Below are 26,261 nucleotides of genomic sequence, written 5' to 3' on the forward strand. Positions count from 1 at the left end.
GACCATTTACCTTGGACCATTGCGCGGGGCGGCACTCGGTGCATGGTGTGGATCGGGAGATAGCAGGCTTGGGCGGTTCCCAGGTGCGGTTTACCCAGCACACAGAGCAGTCGCAGTTTGCGGCGTGTGGCTGGCGTAGATACCGAGAGAGATTCATGGTCAGTCGCCTGCTTAATCATCGGAGTAATCCCCCGCGCAGAAGATGGTTTTGCCTCGGTCGAGGTCGCGGCGGATGCGGTGCAGGTTGATGACGCGGTGACGGCCGATCTTCACGGTCGGCAGGGCGTGGCTTTCGATCCAGCCGCGCACCACGTCTTCGGTGATCTGCTCCATGCCCAGGAGCTGAGCCAGCACGTATTTCGTGCAGAACGGTGCGTCGCGGAAATCCGTTACGCGTTGGGTGTCTCCCGAAATCGAAAGCCCCACTACACCAGACTGTTCCATAGCTGTACCTTATGTTTCACCAATGACGGCAAATTATATGAATTTGCCATATGTGCAAACCATAAGGGCAATTTGTCATTTTGTACATATGACATGCCATGAGTATTTGTAATGACGGACAAGCTGTCTGATAGAGCCCTTCAACTGATCAACGCTGCGAGCTTGGTAGAGCTTTCAAAGGCTGGAGAGACCGACTACCCGCGCTGGGTGAACATTAAGCGGGGGAGGGCGCGTGTCGGTGCGGATGAAATCGAGATACTAGGGAAGCTATACCCTAGCTATAGGTGGTGGTTGCTTACTGGCGAAGTGATGCCAGAGAATGGCCAGACGAGCCCCGCCTATGACGAAGCCAACCGAAACTTGGCCAATCCAAACGCGGGATAGCGATCACCCAGGAAGTAGCTAGACGCTGGTACGCCCGTAATAGGACAGAGCAAGCAAAGGACTGACATGAGAGCTGAAAGAGATGATGCCCCGTTCTTGCAACGAGGACGGAAGAAGCGGAATGAAATAGCAAAGTGGCTTTTCGCTGGCTTGGTCGGCTCAGGCATAACGCTCGCAGCGCTGTACGGTGCTGGATTGAAAATTCCATTGAAAGACGGATTTGCACCCTCGCAGATTGAACCGCAGCAAGCGAACGAGTGGAGTTCCGCCGTACCGGAGCCATCAAGCCCAACTGCAGAGGAAATGTTTTGGGCCGAAATTGCCAAGCGAGAGCAGGAAGAGCGAGAGCGTAACCAGCCGAAGCAAACCGTCTTCAACGATCAGAACTATATTCCGCGTGGGGCCACGAATACCTACACGCCTGCAACCATACCGCAAATGTCATACAACCAAGGTTCCAGCACCCAACCACGCCAGGTGACTAAGCGAACCCATAGCTCCAATTGGTACTGGGAAAACGGGCACAACAAGCGCCGTATAAGCGGGCGGTTTGAGTGGGTAGAGGTAGACGGCTCTATTGAGTGGGGCAGTGTTTGCCGTAACTACCGCTCAGGTTCTCTGGAATATCGAGATTGCCGAAAGGGCGCAAAAGTCGCATTCAAGAACATGTGCGGCAGCTACCGCCCTGCATGCGCAGCAGAAAACGGATTTCGCCCATAGCTTTGTTCCTAGGGAGGAGAAAAATGAACAGGATGTTGTTGGCGCTAGCGCTGACCATAAGCTCCACTCTAGCCCTTGCAGAAGAATCCAAGCCCGTTGCCACCCAAGTGGGTGATGCTCTCAGACCTGCTGCCGAAGCCTACGGCAAAGGCATGCAGAAGCTGGTGAACGAACTGTTCGCTGGATCCAAAGGCCCCATGGGCGAAGCCGCCCGAGCCAATCTCAAAGCCCAAGATAAACGAGAACGCGAAGCCAATCGCGGGGTTCGTCGCACCATGAAGGAATGCATCAAACCTGGGAACGTCATTGATGATGACGTGAAAGAGTGCATAGAGGGTTTGCGAGCCAAAGAGTGGTGAAGTGCGCAGGAGACCTAGACTCCTTGGCTCAGTAAGGTGGTTGTAGCGGATTTGGTATGGCTGTTAAGCGGGGAAACGGTCTATCGCAAAAGCCAATATATATTCGAAGCTATGCTCGTGCGGTATTGTTAACTGCTGTGAACAGTCAAACATATTTCCGCTTCAGTAATTCAGGTACTTTGTCCGAGTAGCAAAAAGATTTATTAACACTATTTATCAAGGAAAAAATCTGATCCTCTATCTCGTAGAATTCATTCCTAGGCTGATGGCTCAAGGATATTCCAATGGAAAGCACGGCTTGCATTATGCGCTGTTGATGTGGCATGTATCTAAAAGAGCCTTGAGTGGCTGTTTTGGCTTGTTCGTTTGAGCAAGATATTTCTCCGTTTAATTCGTCGATCAATTTGCAGTATTCGTCTGATATGTTTGTTTTTCCAGTGCGCGAGTTAGAGAAGATTAGGTTGTACCAAACAAAGACATCTACAGATGCTGGGGAAATACGATTGCGCTTGGATATTTCAGAGGATATGTAGTTTTGGAATGTGGAAAAATGTGATATGTGGTTTGATAGTGCGGTAGCGCTCGCGCTGTTTAGGAAGCTCATTAAGGCAACTATAATGCCTCCGACGGTTGCTAGGCTGACTAAGAGATTAAGTGTTGAGTCTAATATTTGAAACGATTGCTCGAATAGGGTAAAAAATCTTTCCACGCAAGCGTTGTGAAGGCAGAAAGATCTAGTAAACTCGCCTCCAAAAAATCCAGTGACAAAAAATACAATTGCGCTGGTGGTTAGTCCGATTAGGGTGACGGCAATTAGGCCGGCTGCCAAGTAATTTAGGTATGGATAGTCATTCCATAAGTCTTTGATTTTTTTCTTAATCATATGAGGGTTTCAAGCCTTTAAGGGATGCCCTGATTTCCTTGGCTGATGCAGGAAAAGAACGCTCAAGGACAATTAATCTTTCCTGTAACTTGTAATAACGTTTGGCGTACCAATAGGTATCTCTTTTCGAGTCCTTGTCACGCATGAGCCGCTTGAGCATGGCTCTAGCGCGATCAATATCCTTCTTGGACGGCAAGGGAAAAACTTTGCGTAGTCGGTCCAGTAGCGGCTGGTGCCTATTGTGGCCAACTCTTACTAGCTTATTGACTCTGCCCATGCAGCGGTTAAAGTCATGCCTATAAGCATGTGTGGTTCTATAGCCACGCTCTGAGGCAAGTGACTCTATATTTTTAACTGCGGCTCTAATTCTGGAAACCTCCCCAGATGGAAGTCTGGGCTGAGGGAAGGAAACCCTTAATCCGTGTACGCTTAGAGGCTCGCTAGAAATATAGATAGATTTGGTCTTTGCGACATTAAGTGGAAGCTCTTTGGCGGTTAGCATGCCTTTAATAATGTCTAGTGCGTAGCTGAAGTCGTAGTTGTTGGACTTCGAGGAGACTGTAATGTCATCTACTAAACGTGTATACGTAAGACCTTTTCGTGAAAGTTTTTCAACTACTGAGCCTTCAACATCGTAAAGGCACAAGCTTGCAAGGTAACTAGATGTTAATGCGCCCTGGACTGGTCGAGAGTGAAAGCAGCAGATATTAGTAAGTGTCTCGGATACTTCTTGGTCGAACTTCAAAAAATTTCTAAAAATGTCGAGTACTAAGTCTTCATGTATGTTGTCGAAAAAGTCCTTGATATCTACCTTTAAAATGCTTTTTGCGCCACAATGTTTTGCTGCGCATGAAACATAATCTTTATTAATTATATGTGTCATGCTTTGATCAAGTTGATTTGGTACTGAGCCAAATAGATGATCGGGCCATTTTATGACGCTTGGCTTGGAAAATATTCTTTTATTTATTCTTCTTTGGATTTTTCTGAGAAGAAAGTGTGGGTTGTGAACAATTCTGTCAGTGCCATCGCTTTTTGCGCGAGTACTAACTTTATATTTTTCTTCATCAGAAAGAGAGAGTGCGCTGTAGATTTCTGATAAGGAAATATCAAGTGCACTACATAGGTTTTCAATGCTTGCGATTGAGCGTTTTGAAACCTTTTTGGGTGCGAGCTGAGTAGCCATACAGAATCCATTAAAAATAGGTTTGGCCAACCCATACTCAAGGGTGCAGCGAAGGATGGTGCATTCATCGATCAGATCGCTGGCAGCTGCCATCCTTCACATGGCCAAACCCACCGTCCCTGTCTCCTCCAGGTTTTTCGGAGGGGATCGGAGGTGCGAGCCTCCGGACAAGCCCAAAGCTATGCTTCAGACGCTCGTAACGAGCAAATTCCAGGATCTAATAAAATCGATTGCAGCACATAAGCGGTACGCTTACGCACAAATCATGCTACATACAGGAAAACAGGATGGCAATAGGCCTCTAGCGGGTGACTACATCGGTCGAAATTTTTGGAAAGGACTGGTGTAACCAGCATGGGGGAGGGGCGTAAGCCCCGTTTTATGTGGCTCTCTGGCTCAGTGGGGCGGCCTGTAGCGGATTCATAATGCTGATGTCCCAGGTTCAAGTCCCGGTGTAGCCACCATAAAATTCAAGGGGTTAGCGCAAGCTAGCCCCTTTTTATTTGGGTCGGTGTCCCCTGGCTGTCCCTTTCTTCGACTGCCCCACCAGCTGATCTCATAGCCCGCATTGATGACGATGTGCCCGAACAGGATTCGCGGTGCCCGGCCGTTGCATCGCTGTACGATCTTTGACGCTGTGTGGCGTAGCTCAGTCCAGTGGCAGCTCGGTGGTGCGTTTGACCTCGCTCATGGCGATATGGGAGTGCGCCTCTTGAACATGCGGACGCTGCAGCAGGTGGTCGCGCAGGAAGCGTTCGTAGTCGGCAATGTCCCGAGCTATTACCTTGAGCAGGTAGTCCGAGCCGCCTGCCATGCTGTAGCACTCCAACACCTGCGGATAGCCCACTACAGCCTGCTCGAACTCATCCAGATTGCCGCGGCCGTGGGCCGACAGCTTGATGTCGACGAATACCGTGATGCCGAAACCCAGCCGCTTGTGGCTGAGCAGGGCGACCTTGCGCTCAATCAGCCCTTCCTCCTGCATGCGGTTGATCCGCCGCCAGCAGGGCGACTGTGACAGCTCGACCTTTTCTGCCACCTCGGCGGCGGAGAGATCGGCGTTGTGCTGCAGCAGGCGGAGGATCCGGCGGTCGATGGGGCTTAACTTGTCCTGCATGAACAATTCTCTTTTATTGGATTTATTGGATTGATCATGCGAAGTATGGCCGTTCCTTCGTGAAAATAGAAAGAAAAAAGCTGAACCCTCCAGTCATGCTTTAGGCATCCGCTGCAGCGATCCTGCGGCAGGTGTTAGCGGAGCGTGCCTACCGTCGCGCTCCATGTGCTCGCCATAAAAATAAAAGGAGCGCTCCATGTCACTGGCCGAAATCCGTCTGGATGACAAATACCGTCTTGCCACCGGTCATCTCTACCTGACCGGTACCCAGGCGTTGACCCGCCTGCCCATGCTGCAGCGTCAGCGTGATGCCGCCTTCGGACTCAATACTGCCTGCTTCATTTCCGGTTACCGTGGTTCGCCCCTGGGGGGGCTGGACAAGAGCCTCTGGGACGCACGCGAGTATCTCAAGGAAAACCACATCCATTTCCAACCGGGGGTCAACGAGGAGCTGGGCGCCACTGCGGTATGGGGCAGCCAGCAGGCCAACCTGTTCCCGGGCGCCCGCTATGACGGCGTGTTCGCCATGTGGTACGGCAAGGGCCCGGGGGTCGATCGCAGTGGCGACGTGTTCAAGCATGGCAACTCTGCCGGTGTATCAAAGCATGGCGGTGTACTGCTGCTGGCCGGTGACGACCATGGTTGCAAGTCCTCGACCATTGCCCACCAGAGCGAGCATGCGTTCATCGCCGCGTCGATTCCGGTACTGAACCCGGCCAACGTTCAGGAAATTCTCGACTACGGCATCATCGGCTGGGAGCTGTCGCGTTACAGCGGCTGCTGGGTGGCGCTCAAGACTATTGCCGAGAACGTCGACTCTTCGGCCGTGGTGGACGTCGATCCACTGCGCATCCAGGTGAAGATCCCCGAGGATTTCCAGTTGCCGGAGGATGGGGTGCATATCCGTTGGCCGGATCCGCCCCTGGCGCAGGAAAAGCGCCTGAACGTCTACAAGATCTACGCTGCGCGGGCCTTCGCTCTGGCCAACAATCTCAATCAGGTCAAATTGGACTCTCCCAATCCGCGGCTGGGCATCATCACCACCGGTAAGTCCTACCTAGACGTGCGCCAGGCGTTGGATGACCTCGGTCTGGATGAGCAGCTCTGCGCTCAGGTTGGCCTGCGCGTGCTCAAGGTCGGTATGAGCTGGCCGCTGGAGCCGGTTTCGGTGCATCAGTTCGCCGAAGGGCTGGACGAGATTTTGGTGGTAGAGGAGAAGCGCAGCATCATCGAGGATCAGTTGACCGGCCAGCTCTACAACTGGCCGGTGGGCAAGCGCCCGCGGGTGGTCGGCGAGTTCGACGAGCACGGCAACTCGCTGCTGCCCAACCTCGGCGAACTGACTCCGGCAATGATCGCCCGGGTGATCGCCAGACGTCTGGCGCCGATCTACACCAGCGCCACCATCGAGGAACGCCTGGCCTTTCTCGATGCCAAGGAGGCGGCGCTGGCCGCGCCCAAGCACCATACGGTGCGCACGCCGCATTTCTGCTCCGGCTGTCCACACAACAGTTCGACCAAGGTGCCTGAGGGCAGTCGTGCTCTGGGCGGTATCGGCTGTCACTACATGACCCAGTGGATGGATCGCAGCACCGATACCTTCACGCAGATGGGCGGCGAGGGGGTTACCTGGATCGGTCAGGCACCCTTCACTGATACCCCGCATGTGTTCCAGAACCTGGGGGATGGTACCTACTTCCACTCCGGCCACTTGGCTTTGCGCGCGGCCGTGGCCGCCGGGGTCAACATTACCTACAAGATCCTCTACAACGACGCGGTGGCCATGACGGGCGGTCAGCCTATCGACGGCGAGCTACGTATCGATCAACTGAGTCAGCAGGTCTATGCCGAAGGTGTCCGGCGCATAGCCCTGGTCAGTGATGAGCCGGAAAAATATCCGAGCCGCTCCACCTTCGCTCCAGGGGTGACCTTCCACCACCGCCGCGAACTGGATGCCGTGCAGCGTGAGCTGCGCGAGTACAAGGGCGTGTCGGTCATCCTCTACGATCAGACCTGTGCCACCGAGAAGCGCCGCCGGCGCAAGCGCGGCAAGCTGGCCGATCCGGCCAAGCGCGCCTTCATCAACCCAGCAGTGTGCGAGGGTTGCGGCGATTGCAGCGTGAAATCCAACTGCCTGTCGGTGCTGCCGCTGGAAACCGAGCTGGGGCGCAAGCGGCAGATCGACCAGAACGCCTGCAACAAGGACTTTTCCTGCGTCGAGGGCTTCTGCCCTAGCTTCGTCACCGTGCATGGCGGTGACCTGCGCAAGCCTGAGGCGGTCGGCCGCGGGGCGCTGTTCGTCGCCTTGCCGGAGCCGAAGCAGCCGGCCCTGTCGCGGCCGTGGAATATCCTCCTGCCGGGTGTTGGCGGCAGTGGTGTGACAACCGTTGGCGCTCTGCTGGGCATGGCCGCGCATATCGAGGGCAAGGGTTGCACGGTGCTGGATCAGGCAGGGCTGGCGCAGAAGTTCGGTCCGGTAATCACCCACATCCGCATTGCTGCGCGGCAGAGCGACATCTACGCAGTACGCATCGCCGCCGGCGAGACCGACCTGTTGCTGGGCTGTGATCTGGTGGTTTCGGCCAGCGAGGAGGCACTGGCCAAGCTCAATGACAAGATTGCCCATGCCGTGGTCAACAGCCACGAGGCACCGACAGCCGAGTTCACCCGCAACCCGGATGCGCAGGTGCCGGGTGCAGCCATGCGCGAGGCCATCAGTGAGGCGGTGGGCGCTGACAAGACCCGTTTCGTCGATGCTACTCGCCTGGCTACCCGGCTGCTGGGCGACAGCATCGCCACCAACCTGTTCATGCTCGGTTTCGCCTACCAGCAGGGGCTGGTGCCGGTTTCAGCCGAAGCCATCAACAAGGCCATCGAACTCAACGACGTATCGGTGGAACTCAACCAGCAGGCCTTCCTCTGGGGGCGGCGTGCTGCCCACGATCTGACCGCGGTGGAGAAGGTCGCCGCGCCGGAAGTGATTGAGGCGCCTCACTGCCGGACACTGGATGAAATCGTCGCCGATCGCGTGCAGCGTCTGACTGCTTACCAGAATGCCGGCTACGCCGAGCGCTATCGCGAACTGGTCGATCGGGTGCGTCGGGCTGATCAGGACACTGAGCAGCGCCTGAGTAAGGCCGTAGCCCGTTACTACTTCAAGCTGCTGGCTTACAAGGACGAGTACGAGGTGGCGCGGTTGTACAGTGATGAGGCCTTCCGCAAGCAGCTTGAGCAGCAATTTGAGGGTGACTACCGCCTGCAGTTTCATCTGGCACCGAGCTGGCTGAGCAAGCCGGATGCGGTCACCGGTCAACCGCGCAAGCGCAGCTTCGGCCCGTGGATGCTCAAGGCTTTCGGGGTGCTGGCGCGTCTGAAGTTCCTTCGTGGGACTCCCTTTGATCTCTTTGGTTATAGCGCCGAGCGACGTCTGGAGCGTGAGCTGATCGAGGAATACGAGGCCAACGTGGCCTATCTGCTTGGCGAGCTGAAGGCTGACAACTACCGCACGGCCTTGGCACTGGCCGAGCTGCCGGAGCAGATCCGTGGTTACGGCCACGTCAAGGAAGCGAGCGTGGCCCGGGCGCGTGAGCAGGCCGGGCAGCTCAAGGTGCGTTTACGCGTCAGCGAGATTGTCGCCGTGCAGCTGTTCGAGCCGGCTGCCTGATCCCTTTCTCTCTCCTTGTCCCTCTCCCTTATGGGGGAGAGGGAGCTTTTGAATAATCAGAACAAGAACGAGGTAGCAGCATGTCCGTTTTCACGCACGTTGATTTCGACCAGCACGAACAGGTGGTTTATGGCTACGACCGGGCCAGCGGTCTGAAGGCCATCATTGCCATTCATGACAGTACCCTGGGGCCGGCCCTCGGAGGCTGCCGGATGTGGAACTACACCAGTGACGAAGAGGCCCTGCGCGATGTGCTGCGTCTGTCCCGAGGCATGACCTATAAGTCCGCACTGGCCCGTCTGCCGCTGGGTGGTGGCAAGGCAGTGATCATTGGCGATCCGCACACCGGCAAGAGCGAGGCGCTGTTCCAGGCCATGGGCGATCTTGTCGACAGCCTGGGCGGGCGCTACATCACTGCTGCCGACTCGGGCACCGGGGTGAACGAGATGCGCATCATGGCCGAGCGTACCCGTTATGTGGCTGGCGCTGGGCAGCGCGAAGCTTTCGATGGCGGCAGCCGCGATGGTGATCCATCACCGTCCACAGCCTACGGTGTGTTCATGGGGATTCGTGCGGCGGTTCAGCATCGTCTGGGGCGCAGTGATCTGGACGGCATCCGCGTGGCCATCCAGGGGGTGGGGCAAGTTGGTTTTCACCTTGCCCGGCTGCTTCGTGAGGCCGGTGCCAGACTGTGGGTGACCGACATCCTGGAGGCCAACGTCCAGCGAGCGGTCAGCCAGTTGGGGGCTACAGCGGTAGCCCAGCATGACATTTATGGTCTCGACGTAGATGTATTCGCTCCCTGTGCATTGGGTGCGATCATCAATCTGCAGAGCATTGAAGCGTTGCGGGCACCGATCATTGCGGGGGCGGCCAATAACCAACTGGCAGATAGCAGTCTGGCCGAGACGCTGCGCCGTCGTGATTGCCTGTATGCGCCGGACTACGCCATCAATGCCGGTGGAATCATTGATGTCTGTTATGAGCGTACCGGTGGCAGCGTGGCTGAACTAAAAGCTCACATTGAAGGAATCGGACAGACCCTGACGGAAATCTTCCAACGTGCCGAGCGTGAAGGTGCTACCACCTGCGCAGTAGCAGACAGCATGGCGCTGGAGCGGCTGCGTAGCGGGGCATCGTGGGTATCTGCCGGTACACCTGCAAGGACGCAAAACTGGCAGCGCTGAAGCAAATGCCGCTTGTGACATGACAAATGGAAACATCGTAGTTAAGATGCCGCCCGGCCGTTGCCAATACGGCCGTGTCCCCTTAGTTCAACGGATAGAATAAGCCCCTCCTAAGGGCTAGATGCTGGTTCGATTCCAGCAGGGGACGCCATAGACATTCTCCCGCATCCTCCCGGATAAGACGGGAACCAGGACAAACCGGCCGCTCGAGCCGGTTTTCTTTTGCCTGCAGTTTTTGCTTAAGGTGGGTGCACTGACTTTGACGGAAGCAGGTTGCTGCCTGTCTGACCGCTGCCGCGGGAGGATAAGAAGAGGGCGCGCCTGAAGCCTCAGTTGCGATGTTGTTCTTGCGCCATGCAGGCAGCTGCAGTGAACAGGACGTCGGTGGAGGAGTTCAGCGCGGTTTCCGCAGAGTCCTGGACGATGCCGATGATGAAGCCGATGGCTACCACCTGCATGGCGACATCGTTGGGTATCCCGAACAGTCCGCAAGCCAGTGGGATCAGCAGCAGCGAACCGCCGGCCACACCGGAAGCTCCGCAGGCGGAGATGGTGGCAACCACACTCAGTAGCAGGGCGGTTGGCAGATCCACGGCAATGCCCAGAGTGTGTACAGCCGCCAGGGTCAGCACGCTGATGGTGATGGCGGCACCGGCCATGTTGATGGTGGCACCGAGCGGGATGGAAACCGAATAGGTTTCCTCGTGCAGATTCAGATCCCGGCACAGCTGTAGGTTGACCGGAATGTTGGCAGCCGAGCTGCGAGTGAAAAAGGCGGTGATGGCGCTGCCGCGTAGGCAGGCCAGCACCAGCGGATAGGGATTGCGGCGAATTTTCCAGTACACCAACAACGGGTTGACCAGCAGTGCCACCAGCAGCATGCAGCCGACCAGTACGACCAGAAGGTGCAGGTAGCTGAGCAGCGCCTGCAGCCCCGAGTCGGCCAGTGTGGTGGCGACCAGGCCGAAAATGCCCAGTGGCGCCAGGCGGATCACCATACGGACGATACGGGTTATACCGTTGGCTAGTTCACCGAGCAGTCGCCTGCTGCTTTCGCTGGCATTGCGCAGTACCAGGCCGAGTGCGATGGCCCAGGCCAGAATTCCAACGTAATTGGCGTTGAGCAGGGCGTGGATCGGATTGTCCACCAGGTTGAACAGCAGGGTGCGCAACACTTCGATGATGCCGCCGGGCGGGCTCAGTTCGGCGGCCGGGCTGCTCAGAACCAGCGTCGAGGGAAGCAGGAAGCTGGCAATCACGCTGATCAGAGCTGCCGAGAAAGTGCCGATCAGGTACAGCACCAGAATCGGACGAACATGGCTCTGCTGGCCATGCTGATGATTGGCAATGGAGGCGGTTACCAGCACCAGAACCAGCACTGGCGCTACAGCCTTAAGCGCTGCAATGAACACATCGCCGAGCAGGGCGACGGAGCGGGCCGTCTCTGGGGCAAGCAGGGCCAGGGCGATACCGGCGATCAGGCCGATGGCGATCTGGCCCACGAGGCTGATTGCAGTAACTCGGCGTAGGATGGGGTGAGGGGAGGTTGTCATGTCGCAGTCTCTGTGGGCTGGAGAAGCCGCCCGGATGGGGCCGTAAAAGCGCGCGACTCTAGCACAGTCGGTTCAGCCATCCGGGAAGTGCTGCCGGTCATGGGCGATAGGCTGCAATAGGTTGTCGCATACACGCAAACTTTAGGTGCTTGAAATATTGAACATGTGCTGCCTATTTTGTGCAGACGGCCCTCACTCGTGGGCCATTGGCCTATATACAAGGATATTCAAGCATGAGCCTGACGCTGGAAGCGCTGTTGCGCGGAATCGATGAAGTCGACTGCGTAACCCCTGATCTCAACGGCGTGCCACGTGGCAAGGTGATGACCCGGCGTGGCTTCAGTGAAGGACAGCGTCTGCAACTGGCGCGTGGTGTGCTATTGCAGTGCATCATGGGAGGCTATCCATCGGCCCGTTTCTACGGTGGCGACGATGGCGATCTGCAGCTTTGTGCTGATCCTCAGCGGATCTACCGGCTGCCTTGGAGTGAACCGCCTCGAGCCCTGGCAATCTGCGATGCGAATGAGCTGGACGGTCGTAGTTCGGGCTTGTCGACACGAGGACTGCTCAAGCGTGTATTGGCCAGCTATGCTGCATTGGGGTTGCAACCGGTAGTAGCGACTGAGCTAGAGTTCTTCGTGTTCGCCGCGCATGGCAATCCAGAACAGCCGTTCCGCCCGCCGCAGGGGCTCGACGGCAGTCGCGAGGATGGTGCGGCAGCCTTCAGCGTGAGCAGCGTCAATGGCCTGAGGCCGTTCTTTAGCGAAGTCTGCCGCTGCATGGAGGAGCTTGGCCTGCCACGCGACACCTTTATGCACGAGATGGGCGTCAGTCAGTTCGAGATCAATCTGCTACATGGCGACGCTCTGCTGCTGGCCGATCAGACGTTCCTGTTCAAACACCTGCTGCGCGAAGTGGGCCTCAAGCACGGTCTGTCCGTGGTGTGCATGGCCAAGCCGCTGGCGCATACTCCGGGTAGTTCGATGCACATCCATCAGAGTGTGGTCGAACAGGGAAGCGGCCGTAACATTTTCAGTGACGAAAAGGGCGAGGCAACTCCAGCCTTTTATCATTTCCTCGGTGGCCTGCAGGCGGCTCTGGCCGACTTCACGCTGCTCTTTGCGCCGAATGTCAATTCCTACCAGCGCCTGTTTCATCCCTATGCCTCGCCCAACAACGCCTGCTGGTCCCATGACAACCGGGCGGCGGGTCTGCGCATTCCGGCCAGTGCACCGGTGGCACGACGTGTGGAGAATCGTCTGCCCGGAGCCGACGCCAACCCCTATCTGGCGCTGGCGGCCAGCCTGGCGGCCGGTCTCTACGGGTTGCGTCACGGACTGCAACCCAGTGCTCCGATTCAGGGAGAGTTCGAAGTTCCGGAAGAATTGCGTCTACCCTGTACCATGCAGGCTGCCATTGAGCGTCTCAGTCGTAGCGAGTTGGCAACCGAACTGTTCGGCAGCGAGTTCGTCGAAGGCTATATCGCCAGCAAGAGCCTGGAACTGACCAGCTTCTATGATGAAATTACCCCTTGGGAGCGTCGTGTCCTGGCGGCTCAGGTCTGATGCTTGCCTCTGGCAGGCTGTAACGGCTGTTTGTGGCGAGTCTATCTGCCAGGATCTTCAGTGGCGTGGGGAAGAGTGATGCCTGATGACGGTTTCCAGTACTGCAGCGCTTATAGGCGTTCGCGCGGTGCTGCCTGCTCGCTCGCTGAACCTCCGTCCTTCTTTTCCTTTATGCGCTCAAGGAGCCCCGCTCGCCAATGGCATTGATCTGGAAGTCGTTCCGCTCGCTGTATTTCGCCACTCTGCTGATGTTGCTGGGGTCGGGCCTGCTTAGCACTTATCTGGCTCTGCGCCTTGCCGACACCGTGGATGGCCTGTGGGTCGGAGCGTTGATGGCGGCCAACTATTTCGGCCTGGTACTGGGCGGCAAGCTGGGACATCGGCTGATTGCCCGGGTTGGGCACATTCGCGCATATGTCGCCTGCGCTGGTGTGGTGACAGCGGCAGTACTGGGGCATGGACTGGTCGAGTGGCTGTGGGTCTGGCTACTGCTGCGAATGCTGGTTGGCCTGGGGATGATGTGCCAGTACATGGTGATCGAGAGCTGGCTCAACGAGCAGGCTGACGCCAAGCAGCGCGGTCTGGTGTTTAGCGGCTATATGGGAGCGTCCTACCTGGGACTGATCCTTGGCCAGCTCACCCTGGTGGTGCACCCCAGTCTGGGGCTGGAACTGCTGATGCTGGTGGCCCTGTGCTTTGCTCTGTGTCTGGTGCCGGTGGCCTTGACCCGGCGCTTGCACCCGGCGCCGCTGGTGCCGGCACCGCTGGAGATGCGCTTCTTCCTGAAACGTGTGCCGCTATCGCTGACTACTGTGGCGGTGGCTGGTCTGCTGATCGGATCGTTCTACGGCCTGGCTCCCCTATATGCTTCCCGTATGGGGCTCTCCACCGAGCAAGTGGGGCTGTTTATGGGCTGCTGTATCCTTGCCGGCCTGCTAGTGCAATGGCCGCTGGGCTGGCTATCGGATCGCCGAGATCGGGTACGCCTGATACGGGGCTGTGCGGTGTTTTTGTTTTTGACTGCACTACCATTGGCGGTACTGCCGAAGGTATTTCTTCCATTGCTGATCGCTGTCGGTTTTTTGGCGAGTCTGATGCAGTTCAGTCTTTATCCTCTGGCAGTGGCGCTGGCCAATGACCACGTCGAGCCGGAGCGGCGCGTATCGCTGACGGCCATGTTGCTGGTTACTTTCGGCGTGGGAGCCTGTGCCGGGCCGCTTCTGGCGGGTGTGCTGATGCGCTTTTTGGGTGCCAACATGCTATACGCCTTCGTCTGCTTCTGTGCGCTGATCCTGATCTGGCGCATTCGTCCGGAAGTGGTAACCCACAAGCATCAGGTTGAGGATGCGCCGCTGCAGCACATGGCCATGCCCGGTGATGTGGCGAGCTCGCCGCTAGTGGCGGCGCTGGATCCACGGGTAGATGAACAGACGGTACAGGAGCAGATGCAGGAGCCGGCTGCTGAAGCGGGCGGGGAACCCACGGGGGAAACGGAGCAGGACCCACGGATGCCAGGTTGAGCGACTATCCGTGATAGATCTGGATCAGAGTGGTAGATCGCTTTCTACGCGGCGCGCTTCGCGCTGCAACTGGTAGACGAAACGCTCGACCTGGCGCTGATCCAGTCCGCTCATCTGGTTGAAACGGATGCCAACGAAGGTTATATCGAGCTTTTCCTCGTACACCACGTGGCGTAGCTCAACCGCGCAACTGAGCGAGCCAAACGGCAGGTGGGTGGTCAGGCGCTCATGCACTTGGCCATTGCTCAGCAGATGGCAGAGGTTGCCGGCAAAGCGCAGCTTGCAGCCGGTGGCGGAAATATCCAGCAGATGACCGTGCAGCGGCTCGCGCAGCTTGTCGCCGTTGAGCACCACTTTCACCTGATCACTGTGCTTAAGCTGTGCCCGATAGGCACCGCGGCGCTGGTGATAGAGCACTTCCTGAGGCAGGGGCGTCCAGTAGCAGGGCGCGCCTTCTAGCTCGCCGAGCTGCACCTCATGTTCACAGCTCCAGGCTACGCGGACGCCGTCCCGATAGGCCTCGACCTTGAAGCCTTCTCCTTGCCTGAGAAAGCGTTCTCCGTCAGTCGGAATGATTTCGTCCAGGGCGATGCGACATCGTTCGCGATCTACTTCTACCAGATAACTCCGATAGCGCTGGTTACGGTTGTTAAACTGAATCACCAGTGGCGAATGGCTTTGCTGTAGCTGGCGCAGGGTGGAGACGATCTCCACAAGGGTCACGAGCACCTTGGGAGGTTGCGCTTGGCTCTCTTCGTTGAACGTGCTGAACACAGTTCGGAACTCTCCGAGTCAAAGACTAATATGGCACTAGCATAATGGCAAAGTGCCTCCATGTCCCTGTGCTTTTCGCTTGCGACCGCCTCAGGCTTGGCTGAGAGGACGTTGCTGCGCGACTCTGGCAGTGCTGCCGCGACTGTCGTAGAGTCCGGGAGTATCCCCGCCACGCAGGATGCCGAGCAGGTTTCCGACCGTAGCCTGATTGGCACGGATCAGGCGGCCGTTGCGCAGGTTTGCTTCCTGGCAGCGCTGCAACAGCGAGGCCAGCTCCTCACTACGAGCCAGCAGCTGACCGCCCAGGGATGAACCTGCAGCCAGCGTCTCCAGGCCATGGCGGTCGGCACTGAAGCCTGCTTGCTGCAGCAGGCGGCTACGCTCGCTGCCATGCTGCTGGAGCAGGGTAAGTAGGGGGTGCTTGTCCTGCAGCAGACCTTCCAAGCGCGACAGATCGCGCTCGGTCAGGGCCTGATGCTCGGCTTCGATCAGCTCAAGCAACTGCCCGGCGGTGCCGATATCGGCAGTGAAAAGATCAAGCAGGGTGATGTCTTGCATGGCGGGCTCTTGGGGGTCGGGCGTCCAACACCCCCAGCGCAGCCCGGAGACTAGCGCTGGGATTCAAAATCAAGCAGCTTCTGGGCGACGCGCGTGCTGTCTACCTGATAGCTGCCGTCGGCAATGGCCTGCTTCAACTGAGCGATGCGCTCCTGGTTGATCACGGGCTGATCCTTCAGGCGTTCGCTGATGTTCTGCAGTTGCTGGGCTTCATGGCTAAGCTGCACGGACTCACCGCGGCTGCCGTTCTGTTCGCCGCTGGTGCTGATAGGTTCCTTGCTCGACTGCTGTGCCGACTCGCTGCGCTGGCTGGCTTGAGTCGTGCCGGCGCGCCCGGTAGAAGCGGGCGTGTTGGCATTGTTCAGCCGGTTGAAGTCAATGACCATGGTGCAGAACCTCGGGTGTATTGGTGGACGCTTGCCAAGCTTTTCGGCCACCGCCGGGAAAACTTTAGGATTAATTTTATGTGCCAGTGAAGCAGTTTAGGAGATCGCCTGGCTACCGTACTACAAGAAACATGCCTACATGGCAACTTCTACCTGTCCCGGCCCCACTACCCGGGCCCGGATCACCCGCTGCGAGCGTAGGTTGCGCACACTTATCTGCTGCCCAGGAGTCCCGTCACTGAGGGCTTCGCCAGGCATGCGCACACTAACCGTGCCGCTGCGGGCGCTGATGACCACCTGATCACCACGGCGTATTATCTCGACGCTTTGCAGATGCCCTGGTGCCAAAACCTGGTTGCTCCCCAGTTGGCGCGTCAATTTTTTGCCGATGGCCTGGGCCGGATCTGTAAGGAAGTTCTGCCCCAGCGTCCCCACGTCCTGTTCCACCAAGCGCAGGTCTTCTGCGCGCAGTACGCTCTGGCGCCTGAGTGGTCGGGTTGCAACCAGAACCGGGCGGTAGAGGCGAACCTCGGCAGGAACGAAGACGGTCCATGGTGAGTTACCGTCGCAGCGTACCCGTGTGGTGATGCGGCCCAGTGGCTGGGAAGGACTTTCCAGTGTCACATTCAGCTGCTGGCTGCAAACCGGCAGACGCAGACGTGGGTCGAGCCGGTTGATACGAATTTCATGACGCCCCGGGATCTCGCTACGCTGTAGATAATCTCGGACAAGTTCCTCAAGAAAGGACTCGGTGGCGCCGATAAGCTCTTGGCTGCTGGTATAGGTTGTCGCCATGGCGCTATAGCCGACTGCCGGCAAAACGAGTAAAAGTGACAGTGCGGTAAGGCACTTTGCCAGTAGCTGACGAAATGATGACGTTATTGGCTTCATGACCAAGATGTAGCAAGCCTCGTGCCGCCTGCTAGGCTGCTAGGGGTAGGTGTTACTAGACGAGAAGGAGTCCGGGTATGGCCGGATTGATGGATTCGGTTAACCAGCGAACGCAGCTGGTGGGGCAGAATCGCTTGGAGTTGCTGTTGTTTCGCCTGGATGGCCCTCAGCTGTACGGCATCAATGTGTTCAAGGTGAAGGAGGTGTTACAGTGCCCCAACCTGACGATCATGCCCAAGTCCAGCCGGGTAGTGCGGGGGGTGGCCAACATCCGTGGTGGCACCATCCCCATTCTTGATTTGTCTATTGCCACCGGGCGGATGGCTCTTGGCGACCTCGAGAGCAGCTTCGTCATCATTACCGAGTACAACACCAAGGTTCAGGGTTTTCTGGTGCGTTCCGTCGAACGCATTGTCAACATGAACTGGGAGGAAATTCATCCGCCACCCAAGGGTACCGGCCGCGACCACTATCTGACGGCGGTGACTCGACTGGATCAGCAACTGGTCGAGATCATCGATGTGGAGAAGATCCTTGCCGAGGTAGCGCCCACCTCCGAGGTGATCTCCGATGGCGTGATCGATGAGCAGGTTCAGAGCAAGGCGGTGACCAAGCACGTGCTGATTGTTGACGACTCGTCGGTAGCGCGTAAGCAGGTGTCACGCTGTCTGCAGACGGTGGGGGTGGAAGTTACGGCGCTGAATGATGGCCGCGAGGCGCTTACCTATCTGAAGAAGATGGCCGATGACGGGCGTAATCCGGATCAGGAGCTACTGATGTTGATCTCCGATATTGAGATGCCGGAGATGGACGGCTATACCCTGACTACCGAGATTCGAAACGATCCGCGCATGCAGAAGCTGCATATCCTCCTGCATACTTCGCTTTCCGGGGTGTTCAATCAGGCGATGGTGAAGAAAGTCGGCGCTGACGACTTCCTGGCCAAGTTCAAGCCGGATGATCTGGCGGCTCGAGTAGTCGATCGGATTCGGCTGTCGGAAGGGGGCTGAGGGGAAACTCTCGGTGAATGTTATGTGTGTGAGGCGGCACTAGTGTCTTCAGGCAATGTGGATTTCGAGCAGTTCCGGGTTTTCTTGGAAAAGGCCTGCGGTATTCTGCTGGGCAGCAATAAGCAGTACTTGGTATCCAGCCGTCTGAACAAACTGATGGAGCAGAATGGCATCAAGACCCTCGGCGAGCTGGTGCAGCGTATGCAGAGCCAGCCTCGCGGAGGGCTGCGTGAGCAGGTGGTCGACGCCATGACGACCAACGAGACGCTGTGGTTCCGGGATACCTATCCGTTCGAAGTGCTCAAGAGCCGGGTCTTGCCCGAACTGATCAAGGCCTATCCGGGGCAGCGGTTGCGCATCTGGTCGGCCGCCTGCTCGTCGGGGCAGGAGCCGTACTCGCTGGCGATGGCTATTGACGAGTTCGAGAGAACCAATCTGGGTCAGTTGAAGGCGGGTGCTCAGATCGTCGCGACCGACCTGTCGCCCTCAATGCTCGCAAACTGCCGTTCGGGCGAGTATGACAGCCTGGCAATGGGGCGCGGTCTGTCGCAGGAGCGCCTGCAGCGCTACTTCGATCCCAAGGGGCCAGGGCGCTGGCAGGTCAAGCCGCTGATCAAAAGTCGCGTCGAATTTCGCCCGCTGAACCTGCTGGACAGCTATGCCACCCTCGGTAAGTTCGACATCGTGTTTTGCCGCAATGTGCTGATCTACTTTTCCGCCGAAGTGAAGAAGGACATCCTCACGCGCATTCATGCCACGCTTAAGCCGGGTGGTTATCTGTTCCTCGGAGCATCAGAGGCACTCAACGGGTTGCCTGACAAGTACCAGATGGTGCAGTGCAATCCGGGGATCATCTACCGGGCCAAGTAGGCCGGGATGAACCGACACAAACGGGAGGCCATGGCCTCCCGTTTGTGTTTGCGTCTGGCTGCTCTGGGAGCTGTCAGGCTTTGCCGCCTGTTTGCCAGTAGGCGGTAAGGCTTTGCCGCTTTTCTGCCTGGATGTCGCTAAAGTTTATTCAAGCTTTTGAATTTATTGATGTTTATTGGTTGGCACGGCCTTTGCTGAGTGTTCTCCAACAGTAAATCCGGATTGCCGGTGAGGGCGCCACATGAGCATCAATTTTGACAATGCACTTGGTATCCATGAGCGGGCACTTGGCTTTCGCGCTCAGCGCGCCGAGGTTCTGGCCAACAACATCGCTAACGCGGACACTCCGCACTACAAGGCACGTGACCTGGATTTCGCCAGCGTGCTGGCCGAGCAGAGTGCGCAGCGTGGCAGTGTCTCGCTGAACCGTACTCACGATCGTCATATTCCGGCCGAAGGGATCCAGAGTGGTGAGGGGCAGGCCTCCTACCGTGTGCCCTTCCATGCGTCGCTGGATCAGAACACCGTCGATCTGCAGGTCGAGCAGGCCAACTACGCCGAGAACGCGGTTCACTTTCAGGCGAGCTTCACTTTTCTCAATAGCAAGTTCAAAGGGCTGACCACCGCTCTGCGCGGCGAATAAGGAGCGTAATCATGTCTCTCGCCAATGTTTTCAACATCGCCGGAACCGGCATGAGTGCCCAGAGCACTCGGCTCAACACCATTTCCAGCAACATTGCCAACGCTGAGACGGTGTCCTCAAGTCTGGATCAGACCTACAGGGCTCGTCATCCAGTGTTTGCCACTGTCTACCAGCAGGCTCAGAACGGTGACCGTGGATCCTTGTTCGCGGAGCAGGATGAGGTCGGCCGTGGTGTGCAGGTGCTGGGAGTTGTCGAGGATCAGAGCAGTCTGCAGCCTCGCTACGAGCCAGATCATCCCATGGCCAATGCTGACGGCTATGTCTATTACCCGAATGTCAACGTGGTCGAGGAAATGGCGGACATGATTTCTGCCAGTCGTGCGTTTCAGACCAACGTTGAAATGATGAATACCGCCAAGCAGATGCTGCAGCGGGTACTGACGCTGGGCCAGTAGGCCATCGCGAGGAAGATAGAAAATGAGCACAGTCAGTAGTGCTGGCTCGGTACTGGATCAGTACCAGCATCAGCAGGCAACCGGGCAGAACAAGGAGCTTGGTAAGAGCGAATTTCTTAATTTGCTGGTGGCGCAGCTCAACAACCAGAATCCGCTGGAGCCTCAGGGGAATGGTGAGTTCATTGCTCAGTTGGCCCAGTTCAGCCAGTTGGAGGGCATCGAGAATCTCAACAATAGTATGGGGGCGCTGCTGTCTACCTATCAGTCTTCACAGGCCCTGCAGGCCTCTTCGCTGGTCGGTCGCAAGGTGATCGTGCCGACTGACAAGGCGGTGGTCGATACCAGCGAAAGCTTTAAGGCGAGCGCCGTTCTTCCGGTAAGCAGCAGTAATGTGTACGTCAACGTCTACGACAACTCCGGCGCGTTAGTGAGCCGGATCAATCTGGGGCAGCAGGAAGCTGGCAATGTCAGTTTCATCTGGGATGGCAAGAACAGCAATGGCGAGCTGATGCCGCCGGGTACTTATAAGTTCGAGGCCCAGGCTACCTACGGTGACGAAGCCAAGGGGCTTTACACCCTGCTGCCGGCCAATGTCGACAGTGTCATCCTCGGGGGGAGCGAACTGCTGCTGAATCTTGCAGGGCTTGGCAGTGTCCCGCTGTCTAGCGTCCAGGTCATCGGCCAGTAATTTCAGGTTCTGCCGGAAACCCCGGCGAAGGAGTCTTGCATGTCTTTCAACATTGGCCTCAGCGGTTTGCGCGCTGCCTCCAAGGATCTCAACATCACTGGTAACAACATTGCCAACGCCGGTACTGCAGGGTTCAAACAGTCACGGGCGGAGTTTTCCGATGTCTATACGGCCTCCATTCTCGGCGGCGGTAGCGTGAAGCAGGGCAGTGGGGTGCTGCTGTCGAACGTCTCGCAGCTGTTCAATCAAGGGAACATCAACTACACGCAGAACGTGCTGGACCTGGCCATTAACGGCAACGGTTTCTTCCAGGTCAGCAACAATGGTGCGCTGAGCTATACCCGTGCCGGCTATTTTGGTACGGATCGAGAGGGTTATATCGTCGATAACTTTGGTTACAACCTGCAGGGCTATTTGGTTGATGCCAACGGTGTGCTGCAGCCGGGTGTGGTGGGCAACCTGCGTGTTGATGCTACCAACCAGGAGCCGCGCGCTACCTCCCAGGCCGAGCAGCGTTTCAATTTGAACTCGCGCCTGAGCGAGCCGGTTAATGGCCCGTTCAGCCCGACGGATCCGACGACCTATAACTCGTCCACTTCGTTCAATATCTACGACACTCAGGGCAATGCCCATGTGTTTTCTCAGTACTTCGTCAAGACCGGGCCGAACCAGTGGCGCATGGATGTACTGATTGACGGTGCTCATCCCAAGGCTGGTGAGGCGAATCTGGCGGCGCGAGAAGTATTGGAGGGTGGTGGTACTCCTGCCGCTGTACTGGCTGCAGCTCTCGGAGCTCTGGAGGACCCCTCGGATTTTCGCAGTCGTATTGATGCGCAGGTATCGCCGATGCTTGCTGCGGTGCCGGCACCGACTTCCGAGGACATTCTCGCTGCTATCGTACGGGTGGGGAACAATTCGCCTATCTCTATGGAGCTGGAGTTTGATGCTGCGGGCAAGCTGCAGCCCATAGGTGCTTCGGCCAACGTCTATGACCCCAATGTCAATCCTGCCCCACCGATGACGGCGGATCACTTCTGGGTCATCAACCAGGATGGCACTCTGACCTTGCGGGGGAATCAGTGGACGCCTTCGACGCTGTCGGGAGATCCGGCTATTCCGGTAGCCAATGGTGCTTTGCCCAATACTGAAGGTATGCGGCTGGATATCCGTGGTGCCACCCAGTATTCCAGCAGCTTTGCCGTCAACAGTGTGGTGCAGGATGGCTACACCACTGGTGAACTGGCGGGGCTGGAGGTGGACGAGAACGGCATGATCTATGGCCGTTATACCAATGGCCAGTCCAGGGTGCAGGGGCAGCTGCTATTGGCAGATTTCGCCAACGTGCAGGGCCTGACTCCGGTTGGCAAAACCCAGTGGGTGGAGTCGCTGGCCTCTGGTGAGCCGGTGCGCAACCCGCCACGATCCGGCACTTTGGGGGCTGTGCAATCGGGGGCTCTGGAGGACTCCAACGTTGAGCTGTCGGATCAACTGGTTAACCTGATCGTTGCTCAACGCAATTATCAGGCCAACGCCAAAACTATCGAAACCGAGAGTGCCATCACCCAGACCATCATCAACCTGCGCTGATGAGTCTCATCCGTGACAAAGCGGCAAGACAGACTTGCCGCTTTGTCTTGTCTGAACCGGCAAAACCTCGCCGCTTATTTTCATTCTTTTCTGCGTGCTCATAAAAAATCCTTTTTAATCAGTATCTTGTATTTGTTTTTGTGGGTGGCATGGGCTTTGCTTGGGAGTCTGTGAAAGAGCCAAGGGTTCGTCGCTCACTCGGAGAAACAGATGGACAAGATGCTGTACGTCGCCATGACCGGTGCGCAGAACAACACACTGGGTCTGCGTGCTCATGCCAACAACCTGGCCAACGTTTCCACCTCGGGATTTCGTCGTGACTTCGAGCAGGCACGAGCTATGCCGTTGTTCGGTGAAACCTTTCCTGCGCGAGTGTTTGCCATGAGCGAGCGACCGGCGACGGATTTCCGCCCAGGCTCGTTGCAGGAGACCGGGCGCGATCTTGACGTTGCCATCGGCGGGCAGGGCTGGATTGCCGTGCAGGCACCGGACGGCGGTGAAGCCTATGTGCGCACTGCCAGTCTCAACATTGACGCTTTGGGAATTCTGCGTACCGGCAACGGCTTGCCGGTAATGGGCAATGCAGGGCCGATTGCCGTGCCGCCGGAGCAGAAGGTGGAGATTGGCCAGGACGGCACCATCAGTATTCGTGCGCTGGGTGAAGCCCCCAATGTGTTGGCCGAGGTCGACCGCATCAAGCTGGTCAACCCGGATCCGAAAAGTCTGGAGAAGGGCACTGACGGCCTGATCCGGGTCAGGGGGCAGGCTGCCGCAGAGCCGGACGCCACTGTGCAACTGACTTCCGGCTTCCTTGAGGCGAGCAACGTCAATGCGGTGGAGGAGATGACGGCGATTCTTTCGCTGTCTCGTCAGTTTGAGTTGTCGGTGAAGATGATGCGCACCGCCGAAGATAACTCCGCCGCCATGGCTCGGGTTTTGCAGATTAGCTAATTACCAGAACGCGGCGTCATGAAAACGACGCCCGAGGAGAGACGATATGCTTCCGGCACTGTGGGTCAGCAAGACCGGTCTGTCCGCCCAGGACATGAACCTGACCACCATTTCCAACAACCTGGCCAATGTCGCCACTACCGGCTTCAAGCGTGACCGCGCCGAGTTTGAGGATCTGCTGTACCAGATCCGCCGGCAACCTGGCGCGCAGTCCAGTCAGGACAGCGAGCTGCCTTCCGGTCTGCAGTTGGGAACCGGGGTGCGCGTGGCCGGTACGCAAAAGATCTTTACTCCCGGTAGTCTGCAGACAACCGAGCAGCCGTTGGATCTGGCCATCAACGGTCGTGGCTTCTTCCAGATCCTGCAGCCGGACGGCACCATCGCCTATACCCGTGATGGCAGCTTCCATCTCAATGCCGATGGCCAGATCGTCACCTCGCAGGGCTTTGCCCTGGAGCCGGCCATCGTTCTTCCTGGGGAAGTGCGTACCTTCACTGTCGGTGAGGACGGTACCGTGTCGGTTACCACTGCTGGCAACCCGCAGCCGCAGATAATCGGCAACATCCAGTTGGCCGACTTCGTCAACCCGGCCGGCCTGGAAGCTGTCGGCAACAACCAGTTCCTCGAGACTGCCTCCAGCGGTGCGCCGCAGGTGAGCAATCCGGGGCTCAACGGTGTGGGTACCACATTGCAGAACACTCTGGAGAACTCCAACGTCAGCGTAGTAGAGGAGCTGGTCAACATGATCACGACCCAGCGGGCCTACGAGATGAACTCCAAAGTGATCTCCACAGCCGATCAGATGCTGTCGTTCGTGACGCAGAACCTCTGATTTTCCTGATTTCGCTCTGAATGCCGCGAGGTATGTGGCCATGACCCGGAAAATGCTTTGTCTCCCCCTGCTGGCCTGGATTCTGCTGGCCAGTGGCTGCGTGGCGCCAACTGCCAGGCCGGATGACCCCTATTACGCCCCGGTGCTGCCGCGCACGCCGTTGCCACAGGCGCAGAATAACGGCGCCATTTACCAGGCGGGGTTCGAGAACAATCTATATAACGACCGCAAGGCGTTCCGTGTGGGGGACATCATCACCATCACCCTCAATGAGCGCACCCAGGCAAGCAAGAATGCCAACAGCAATATCCAGAAGGACAGCAGTGCCAATCTGGGGCTGACCTCGCTGTTTGGCTCCTCTGTTTCGGCCAGCAATCCGCTGACCGGCGGTAGCATGGATCTGGGTGTCAATTTTAATGGCGAGCGTGAGGCTTCTGGCTCCGGGCAGGCCGGGCAGAGTAACAGTCTGTCTGGTTCGATCACCGTAACCGTGGCGGAAGTGCTGCCCAACGGCATTCTCGCGTTACGTGGGGAAAAGTGGATGACGCTCAATACGGGAGATGAGCTGGTGCGCATTTCCGGGCTGGTGCGAGCCGACGATATTGCGACTGACAACACCGTGTCCTCCACCCGTGTGGCTGATGCGCGGATTACCTACTCCGGTACCGGCGCCTTCGCCGATGCCAGCCAGCCGGGCTGGCTGAGCCGCTTCTTCCTCAGCCCGATGTGGCCGTTCTGAGCAAGGGTATGATGATGAAACTGCGCATGTCCCCAGCCGTCACGAGTTCTGCTCGTGAAGCTTTCAGCCTTCCTCGGCGTGACTCTATGGCGCGCAGCTCGCTGCGCCAGCCCGCTGCTCGGACACTGTCCTGTCGTCAGCAATTCGCTCTGGAGTCACGCGGCTACCGGCGTCGTGGTGCCAACGACTGGCTGTTGCTGGCGACTTTGCTGCTGTGCCTGTTGCTGAGCCTGCCGGTGCATGCCGAGCGGCTCAAGGATCTGGCGACCATCCAGGGTGTGCGCAGCAACCAACTGATCGGCTATGGCCTGGTGGTCGGTCTCAATGGCAGTGGCGACCAGACTACTCAGACGCCCTTTACTGTGCAGACCTTCAACAACATGCTGGCGCAGTTCGGCATCAAGGTACCGCCAGGTGGCAACGTGCAGTTGAAGAACGTTGCTGCAGTCTCGGTGCATGCTGAGCTGCCGCCGTTCGCCAAGCCAGGTCAGACTATCGACATCACCGTATCTTCTATCGGCAATGCCAAGAGTCTGCGTGGCGGCAGTCTGCTGATGACTCCGCTCAAGGGGATCGACGGCAACGTCTACGCCATTGCTCAGGGCAATCTGGTGGTTGGCGGCTTCGACGCGGGTGGTGCCGATGGTTCACGGATCACCGTCAATGTGCCGTCGGCCGGTCGCATTCCTGGCGGTGCCACGGTAGAGCGGCCGGTGCCCAGCGGTTTTGACCAGGGCAACTACCTGACACTGAACCTCAACCGCCCGGATTTCACCACGGCAAAAAACATTGTCGACCAGATCAATAATCTACTCGGCCCTGGCGTGGCTCAAGCCATCGATGGCGGCTCGATCCGCGTCAGTGCGCCATTGGATCCGGCACACCGGGTCGACTACCTGTCGGTGCTGGAGAACCTTGAGGTGGAGGCCGGCAAGGCAGTGGCCAAGGTCATCATCAACTCGCGTACCGGCACCATCGTCATTGGTCAGGATGTGCGCGTGCAGCCGGCTGCGGTAACTCATGGCAGCCTGACTGTGACCATTACCGAGGACCCCATCGTCAGCCAGCCGGAAGCCTTTTCCGGAGGTCAGACTGCGGTGGTGCCGCGCTCTCGCGTAGGAGCCGAGCAGGAGGCCAAGCCGATGTTCAAGTTCGGCCCGGGCACCAGCCTCGACGAGATCGTTCGCGCCGTTAACCAGGTAGGCGCGGCGCCTTCCGACCTGATGGCGATCCTGGAAGCGCTCAAGCAGGCTGGCGCATTGCAGGCCGAGCTGATCGTGATCTGAGGAGGCATT

26 protein-coding genes and 1 tRNA gene are annotated in these 26,261 nt (G+C 57.7%); 17 read left to right on the plus strand and 10 right to left on the minus strand.

What is annotated here, in order from left to right; genetic code table 11:
* A partial coding sequence (locus NCCP436_RS16420) for a DUF5447 family protein (RefSeq protein ID WP_220805085.1) occupies nt 1-157 on the minus strand: 157 nt, incomplete at its 3' end.
* A gap of 14 nt (nt 158-171) precedes the next feature.
* Entirely contained in the window at nt 172-444 is a 273-nt protein-coding gene (locus NCCP436_RS16425; protein ID WP_220805044.1) for a helix-turn-helix domain-containing protein, read from the minus strand.
* A gap of 450 nt (nt 445-894) precedes the next feature.
* Between NCCP436_RS16425 and NCCP436_RS16430 the strand changes: the two genes are divergently transcribed.
* Together NCCP436_RS16430 and NCCP436_RS16435 are read left to right on the plus strand one after the other, a co-directional pair.
* Nucleotides 895-1,548, plus strand: a complete 654-nt coding sequence (locus NCCP436_RS16430; protein WP_220805045.1) for a hypothetical protein — start codon at nt 895-897, stop codon at nt 1,546-1,548.
* Nucleotides 1,549-1,571: 23 nt separating this feature from the next.
* Complete coding sequence (locus NCCP436_RS16435; protein ID WP_220805046.1) at nt 1,572-1,907, plus strand: hypothetical protein; 336 nt, start codon at nt 1,572-1,574, stop codon at nt 1,905-1,907.
* Nucleotides 1,908-2,052: 145 nt separating this feature from the next.
* On the opposite strand, the gene NCCP436_RS16440 is transcribed toward NCCP436_RS16435, so the two are convergent.
* The 3 genes from NCCP436_RS16440 to NCCP436_RS16450 all read right to left on the minus strand — a co-directional run bounded on the left by NCCP436_RS16440 (nt 2,053) and on the right by NCCP436_RS16450 (nt 5,093).
* Entirely contained in the window at nt 2,053-2,790 is a 738-nt protein-coding gene (locus NCCP436_RS16440; RefSeq protein ID WP_220805047.1) for a retron Ec48 family effector membrane protein, read from the minus strand.
* On the minus strand, nt 2,783-3,976 hold the full coding sequence (locus NCCP436_RS16445) for a reverse transcriptase family protein (protein WP_220805048.1): 1,194 nt from the start codon (nt 3,974-3,976) through the stop codon (nt 2,783-2,785). The genes NCCP436_RS16440 and NCCP436_RS16445 overlap by 8 nt, the downstream gene beginning before the upstream one ends.
* A gap of 649 nt (nt 3,977-4,625) precedes the next feature.
* Entirely contained in the window at nt 4,626-5,093 is a 468-nt protein-coding gene (locus NCCP436_RS16450) for an Lrp/AsnC family transcriptional regulator (RefSeq protein WP_220805049.1), read from the minus strand.
* Nucleotides 5,094-5,289: 196 nt separating this feature from the next.
* On the opposite strand from NCCP436_RS16450, the gene NCCP436_RS16455 reads away from it, so the two are divergent.
* The 3 genes from NCCP436_RS16455 to NCCP436_RS16465 all read left to right on the plus strand — a co-directional run bounded on the left by NCCP436_RS16455 (nt 5,290) and on the right by NCCP436_RS16465 (nt 10,095).
* Nucleotides 5,290-8,757, plus strand: a complete 3,468-nt coding sequence (locus NCCP436_RS16455; RefSeq protein WP_220805050.1) for an indolepyruvate ferredoxin oxidoreductase family protein — start codon at nt 5,290-5,292, stop codon at nt 8,755-8,757.
* 80 nt (nt 8,758-8,837) lie between these two features.
* A complete protein-coding gene (locus NCCP436_RS16460; RefSeq protein WP_220805051.1) occupies nt 8,838-9,944 on the plus strand; it encodes a Glu/Leu/Phe/Val dehydrogenase dimerization domain-containing protein in 1,107 nt (368 codons plus the stop codon).
* Nucleotides 9,945-10,020: 76 nt separating this feature from the next.
* A tRNA-Arg gene (locus tag NCCP436_RS16465) sits at nt 10,021-10,095 on the plus strand.
* A gap of 178 nt (nt 10,096-10,273) precedes the next feature.
* Here the strand turns inward: NCCP436_RS16465 and sstT are convergent.
* On the minus strand, nt 10,274-11,497 hold the full coding sequence (sstT, locus tag NCCP436_RS16470) for a serine/threonine transporter SstT (RefSeq protein ID WP_220805052.1): 1,224 nt from the start codon (nt 11,495-11,497) through the stop codon (nt 10,274-10,276).
* 323 nt (nt 11,498-11,820) lie between these two features.
* On the opposite strand from sstT, the gene NCCP436_RS16475 reads away from it, so the two are divergent.
* Both NCCP436_RS16475 and NCCP436_RS16480 read left to right on the plus strand, forming a co-directional pair.
* Nucleotides 11,821-13,062 (plus strand): glutamine synthetase family protein, encoded by a 1,242-nt coding sequence (locus NCCP436_RS16475; protein ID WP_220805086.1) that lies wholly within the window; start codon nt 11,821-11,823, stop codon nt 13,060-13,062.
* A 197-nt stretch (nt 13,063-13,259) separates the two neighbouring features.
* Nucleotides 13,260-14,582, plus strand: a complete 1,323-nt coding sequence (locus NCCP436_RS16480; protein WP_220805053.1) for an MFS transporter — start codon at nt 13,260-13,262, stop codon at nt 14,580-14,582.
* 24 nt (nt 14,583-14,606) lie between these two features.
* Here the strand turns inward: NCCP436_RS16480 and NCCP436_RS16485 are convergent, their stop codons facing one another.
* The 4 genes from NCCP436_RS16485 to flgA form a co-directional block, all read right to left on the minus strand.
* The gene (locus tag NCCP436_RS16485; protein ID WP_220805054.1) at nt 14,607-15,356 is read right to left on the minus strand and encodes a flagellar brake protein; all 750 of its coding nucleotides are present in this window, start codon (nt 15,354-15,356) and stop codon (nt 14,607-14,609) included.
* Nucleotides 15,357-15,446: 90 nt separating this feature from the next.
* Nucleotides 15,447-15,914, minus strand: a complete 468-nt coding sequence (locus NCCP436_RS16490) for a flagella synthesis protein FlgN (protein WP_220805055.1) — start codon at nt 15,912-15,914, stop codon at nt 15,447-15,449.
* Between the two features lie 50 nt (nt 15,915-15,964).
* Complete coding sequence (flgM, locus tag NCCP436_RS16495) at nt 15,965-16,300, minus strand: flagellar biosynthesis anti-sigma factor FlgM (protein WP_220805056.1); 336 nt, start codon at nt 16,298-16,300, stop codon at nt 15,965-15,967.
* Between the two features lie 135 nt (nt 16,301-16,435).
* On the minus strand, nt 16,436-17,191 hold the full coding sequence (gene flgA / locus NCCP436_RS16500; RefSeq protein ID WP_220805057.1) for a flagellar basal body P-ring formation chaperone FlgA: 756 nt from the start codon (nt 17,189-17,191) through the stop codon (nt 16,436-16,438).
* A 77-nt stretch (nt 17,192-17,268) separates the two neighbouring features.
* On the opposite strand from flgA, the gene NCCP436_RS16505 reads away from it, so the two are divergent.
* From NCCP436_RS16505 to NCCP436_RS16550, 10 genes are all read left to right on the plus strand, one after another.
* Nucleotides 17,269-18,201 carry a chemotaxis protein CheV gene (locus NCCP436_RS16505; protein ID WP_220805058.1) on the plus strand — a complete coding sequence of 311 codons (933 nt, stop codon included), beginning with the start codon at nt 17,269-17,271 and terminating at the stop codon, nt 18,199-18,201.
* A 42-nt stretch (nt 18,202-18,243) separates the two neighbouring features.
* Nucleotides 18,244-19,071, plus strand: a complete 828-nt coding sequence (cheR, locus tag NCCP436_RS16510; protein ID WP_220805059.1) for a protein-glutamate O-methyltransferase CheR — start codon at nt 18,244-18,246, stop codon at nt 19,069-19,071.
* 241 nt (nt 19,072-19,312) lie between these two features.
* Nucleotides 19,313-19,714 carry a flagellar basal body rod protein FlgB gene (flgB, locus tag NCCP436_RS16515; protein ID WP_220805060.1) on the plus strand — a complete coding sequence of 134 codons (402 nt, stop codon included), beginning with the start codon at nt 19,313-19,315 and terminating at the stop codon, nt 19,712-19,714.
* Between the two features lie 11 nt (nt 19,715-19,725).
* Complete coding sequence (gene flgC / locus NCCP436_RS16520) at nt 19,726-20,169, plus strand: flagellar basal body rod protein FlgC (protein ID WP_220805061.1); 444 nt, start codon at nt 19,726-19,728, stop codon at nt 20,167-20,169.
* A gap of 22 nt (nt 20,170-20,191) precedes the next feature.
* Nucleotides 20,192-20,857, plus strand: coding sequence for a flagellar hook assembly protein FlgD (gene flgD, locus NCCP436_RS16525; RefSeq protein ID WP_220805062.1), 666 nt, complete (start codon nt 20,192-20,194; stop codon nt 20,855-20,857).
* A gap of 39 nt (nt 20,858-20,896) precedes the next feature.
* Complete coding sequence (locus tag NCCP436_RS16530; RefSeq protein ID WP_220805063.1) at nt 20,897-22,444, plus strand: flagellar hook protein FlgE; 1,548 nt, start codon at nt 20,897-20,899, stop codon at nt 22,442-22,444.
* Between the two features lie 210 nt (nt 22,445-22,654).
* A complete protein-coding gene (locus NCCP436_RS16535) occupies nt 22,655-23,395 on the plus strand; it encodes a flagellar basal body rod protein FlgF (protein ID WP_220805064.1) in 741 nt (246 codons plus the stop codon).
* Between the two features lie 46 nt (nt 23,396-23,441).
* Nucleotides 23,442-24,227 (plus strand): flagellar basal-body rod protein FlgG, encoded by a 786-nt coding sequence (gene flgG / locus NCCP436_RS16540; RefSeq protein ID WP_220805065.1) that lies wholly within the window; start codon nt 23,442-23,444, stop codon nt 24,225-24,227.
* A gap of 40 nt (nt 24,228-24,267) precedes the next feature.
* A complete protein-coding gene (gene flgH, locus NCCP436_RS16545; protein ID WP_220805066.1) occupies nt 24,268-24,966 on the plus strand; it encodes a flagellar basal body L-ring protein FlgH in 699 nt (232 codons plus the stop codon).
* A gap of 86 nt (nt 24,967-25,052) precedes the next feature.
* Nucleotides 25,053-26,252: a flagellar basal body P-ring protein FlgI gene (locus NCCP436_RS16550; protein WP_259651515.1), complete on the plus strand. Its 1,200-nt coding sequence runs from the start codon at nt 25,053-25,055 to the stop codon at nt 26,250-26,252.
* Nucleotides 26,253-26,261: the final 9 nt, after the last annotated feature.

It is taken from the genome of Pseudomonas sp. NCCP-436 (assembly GCF_019656335.1).
Taxonomy (GTDB): Bacteria; Pseudomonadota; Gammaproteobacteria; order Pseudomonadales; family Pseudomonadaceae; genus Aquipseudomonas.